We start from the raw sequence: 3,561 nt of genomic DNA, 5'->3' as shown, positions 1-3,561 counted from the left end.
TTGGTCGTCACTTCGACGACGATGGCGGCGCCTTCCAAGCTGCCGTTGGTCACATGCACGACACGCGATACCCGCAGATCCTGCGCATTTCCGTTGATCGACAGGGAAACGCTTTCGCCGATCCGGGGAACCGCCTGGAAAACGGCATCGGTGGCTTCCGGCCGGTTGTCGATGGATATGCGGCAGTTGACGGTCATGAGATGTCTCCTGGTCTGGCGGGTGCCCCGCCCATCAACGCAGGGTCCGCGAAATGGTTTCAGGAGCGCCAGATGCAACTTAATGGCGCCCGAATTCGTAGAGCAGTAATTGCTCCATTGTTCATCGTAGCGGAGCAGCAGGCTCGCCGGGGAGGCGTTGGGGTTGCCCCGGCGAGCTTGACCCTCGTTGCCATCGGCGTTGCGCCACCATGACCAGCGTCAGCGTTGATGATGGCCAAGCTTCGGCGGATCGCCTCTAATCATTTTGCCGCCCGCGGCACGAGATAGCTCGTCGCAGCGCCGTTCCCAATGCCTCGCGTGACCACGACCGTGGTGTAGTCTGTCGGAAGTGAAGCAGTGACGGTGGGATCAATGGGCCGGCACCTTCCGACGATTTCGCCGTTGGGCGAGCTTGCCAACCTGTCGGCCAAAGACGCTCGGCATTGATCGAGGGATGCGTACAGTGTCGGCGCCATATCGACGGGTTTGCATATTGACGCCTCTCCTTGGCTGCAGGAGAGCAAAAGCATCACTGCCTGGGTTGCCAAATCCATTCTCTGAACTCCACGTCGAACGAGGCTCAACGTGGAAGTGCGACCTTGGTTTCGCTGTTGCTAAAAAACGGATTCGTATTGCCTGGCGGGCTCATGGGCTCGAACCACGGTTCACGCTTCAAAGGCAGTTCCTATCACTTCTCCCCTCGGGCGTGGCGTCACCGAGGTGAGAGGGGGACGAGTTTCGGTGCCCGCAATTCCCCGGCCATTTTTGCCGCCTGGAAAATTGTCAGCAAAACCAAGATTGGCTCACCTTCAGTCGGGTTGATGGTCAGGACCACACGGCCAAGTTCGTCGCTCATGCCGCAAGACCAGTCCTTGACCGCAATCATTTTTCTCCCGGACATATCCATCTCCCGGACGGGAGGCACCTCGCGGGCTACACCGTCTGGAGCTGTTCGATAGAACCTTCGCCTGACATTGCAGTCAGCCGTACGGCGGCAAATGCTGCCAAAATCATGAAAACCGCAGTGATGTTCATGAGCATTGTCGAGGCAAAGATGCCCCCGCTCTGGTCAAAACAACTCAGTTCCATGGCGCTGCACCCCTTCAAGCCGCTAACAGCTTGCATGATGATCCTGCTTCAAGGGAAATACAAGCATATGCTAATAAGCATGGGTTGGAGCGGTTTCTCTGGAGGATCAGGTGAGCTTTCTTCGCCCCCGGCAAAAACCGAAAAAGGCCTACCCGAACAGCGATCGGTTCGGAGAGGACGGTCGGCGGCTCTATAGTGCCTACGCCAGCACAGATCGAAAGCAGCCGGTTAAGACCCGCAAGCAGAGACACCTGGCGCTGATCTTGGGTGGGGCGGCAGTCACTGCCATAGTGAGCGTGTTGATGTATTTGATATCGGCGGGCTAGGCCATGCGCGCCGCTTCGGCTCTCTGTGGTCGAGGCCTGCAAGCGCTTGATGATTTTGGTTCCCGCTCATGGGCTCGAACCACGATTCACGCCTTCAAAGGGCGCTGTCCTACCATTAGACGAAGCGGGAGAAAGCAACTGCGCCCACACCCCTAGCCGGTTCGCGCGCCGTGATCAACGCGGTGCAGCGGCAAAGGCTGCTGGCAAGCGACATCAGTTCGGGAAGTTGTTGACCGGTTCCTCGCAGCGGTAGACCGGACAGCTTCCGTCACGGGTCGGCACGTAGGCCGACATCGGTACCTCGGGCCAGTCGCATTCGTTGCCGAACTGCCTGACATAGCGGTCATAGGTGTTGGGGCCGGTGGTCAGCACCACGGCGCGATGGCTTTGGATCAGTTGCTGGAGTTGGTCGCAGCTCATCGTGCGGGTATCGGGCCGAGCGTCGGCCAGGCCGGTCGCGGCAAGCAGGATCGCTGCCGTCATCGAGGCAATTCGGCGGATGGGCATGGCGGTTTCCTCAAGCTGATGTGTCACGCCAAACTCGCATCCAGGCCGGTGGTTCCGCAACAGCCGGCTGGCCGTCTTCGGCGCGCAACCAAATGGTCCGTCGCGCATTGCTGGGGATGGATGGCAGGAAACCCTACGAGACCCCGCAATGGCGGCCCGGAAACGGAGATCGCGAAGCTATGTGCTGTTCCTTTTGCGGCGGCCGCGACCACCGCTATGAGGATTGCCCGCAGCGGGACCCCGCCGCCAATCCTCCCTTGGATGCTCCCGACCGTGTCATCCCCAAACCGAACTGATTGTGAGTTGGCTCCCGGGCGCTACTTCGAGCCCGCGCAATGCCGCGTGCCGATTGCAACCAAAATGCTCCGCCACGCATTGCTGGGCGTAGGCCCCAAGGGCGGTTGCGAGACCGCGAGACGCAAGGCGGTCGACGTGATGTGGGGAAGGTGGGGGGAATGACGGAATTGGCAAGCAGCGGCCTGATCCATATCACCGCCGATTCTCGGCTGGCGGCGATCGTCGAGTCGTCCTTCGACGCCATCATCAGCAAGGACCTGAACAGCGTCATCACCAGTTGGAACGGGGCGGCGCAGCGCATGTTCGGCTATGCTGCCGAGGAGGCTGTCGGCCGATCCGTGCTGATGCTCATTCCCGACCATCTCAAGGATGAAGAGGCCGATATCATCGGCCGGGTTCGCAATGGCGAAGTCGTGGCCAGCTATGAGACGATCCGGCGACGCAAGGATGGCGGGATCATTGCCGTTTCGCTGACCGTCTCGCCGATCAGGAATGAATCGGGCGAGATCATCGGCGCCTCCAAGATCGCCCGCGACATCACCGCGAGCAAGGAGAGCGAGCGCCGGATCCGGCTGTTGCTGCGCGAAGTGAATCATCGCGTCAAGAACCAGTTCGCGGTGATCCTCTCGATGGTCAGGGAGACAAGCAAACGCTCGACCGATCCACGCGAGTTCGAGGCGCTGATCCGCTCCCGCATCATGGCGCTGTCGCGGTCGCACGATCTGCTGGTGAACTCGGAATGGGCCGGCGCCAGCCTTTTCGACCTCATCCAGGAGCAGCTCAAGCCGTTCGGGCACGAGGAGCAGGTATCGCTCTCCGGACCGCTTTTGACCTTGCAGCCGAACGCCGTGCAAAATCTCGGCATGGCATTTCATGAGCTCGGCACCAACTCGTCCAAATACGGCGCTCTGGCTGGTGATGTAGGGCGGCTTGAGATCACCTGGCAGATCGCCGCCGGTGTTTTGGGAAAGCGGGAAATCCATCTCGTCTGGGACGAGACGATGCCGGTGTATGAAGGGGACCGACGGGACGAAAGCACACGCAAGGGTTTTGGCACCGTCGTCCTGCAGCGGGTCGCGCCGCAATCGCTGAACGGCTCGGCGGTGCTGGAGCGCAGCCCCGGCCATCTCAGTTGGTCGCTGACG

General features: G+C 60.6%; 5 protein-coding genes and 1 tRNA gene. 1 reads left to right on the top strand and 5 read right to left on the bottom strand.

The window, feature by feature from the left end:
• From EN935_RS26830 to EN935_RS26805, 5 genes are all read right to left on the bottom strand, one after another.
• Positions 1 to 197: hypothetical protein (locus tag EN935_RS26830; protein WP_127373788.1), on the bottom strand; the 197-nt coding region annotated here is incomplete at its 3' end.
• A gap of 712 nt (positions 198 to 909) precedes the next feature.
• A complete protein-coding gene (locus EN935_RS26820) occupies positions 910 to 1,098 on the bottom strand; it encodes a hypothetical protein (RefSeq protein ID WP_109660899.1) in 189 nt (62 codons plus the stop codon).
• Between the two features lie 32 nt (positions 1,099 to 1,130).
• The gene (locus tag EN935_RS26815) at positions 1,131 to 1,322 is read right to left on the bottom strand and encodes a hypothetical protein (protein ID WP_127263368.1); all 192 of its coding nucleotides are present in this window, start codon (positions 1,320 to 1,322) and stop codon (positions 1,131 to 1,133) included.
• A gap of 346 nt (positions 1,323 to 1,668) precedes the next feature.
• Positions 1,669 to 1,742 (bottom strand) — tRNA-Gln (locus tag EN935_RS26810).
• An 83-nt stretch (positions 1,743 to 1,825) separates the two neighbouring features.
• Positions 1,826 to 2,119 (bottom strand): hypothetical protein, encoded by a 294-nt coding sequence (locus EN935_RS26805; protein ID WP_109661437.1) that lies wholly within the window; start codon positions 2,117 to 2,119, stop codon positions 1,826 to 1,828.
• Positions 2,120 to 2,574: 455 nt separating this feature from the next.
• On the opposite strand from EN935_RS26805, the gene EN935_RS26800 reads away from it, so the two are divergent.
• Positions 2,575 to 3,561 (top strand): PAS domain S-box protein (locus EN935_RS26800; protein ID WP_127373787.1); only part of this gene is annotated, 987 nt, incomplete at its 3' end.

It is taken from the genome of Mesorhizobium sp. M7D.F.Ca.US.004.03.1.1, from assembly GCF_003998635.1.
Lineage (GTDB): Bacteria > Pseudomonadota > Alphaproteobacteria > Rhizobiales > Rhizobiaceae > Mesorhizobium > Mesorhizobium loti.
The sequence above is the reverse complement of the archived record's forward strand: the minus strand, read 5'-3'. Positions and strand labels throughout refer to the sequence as shown.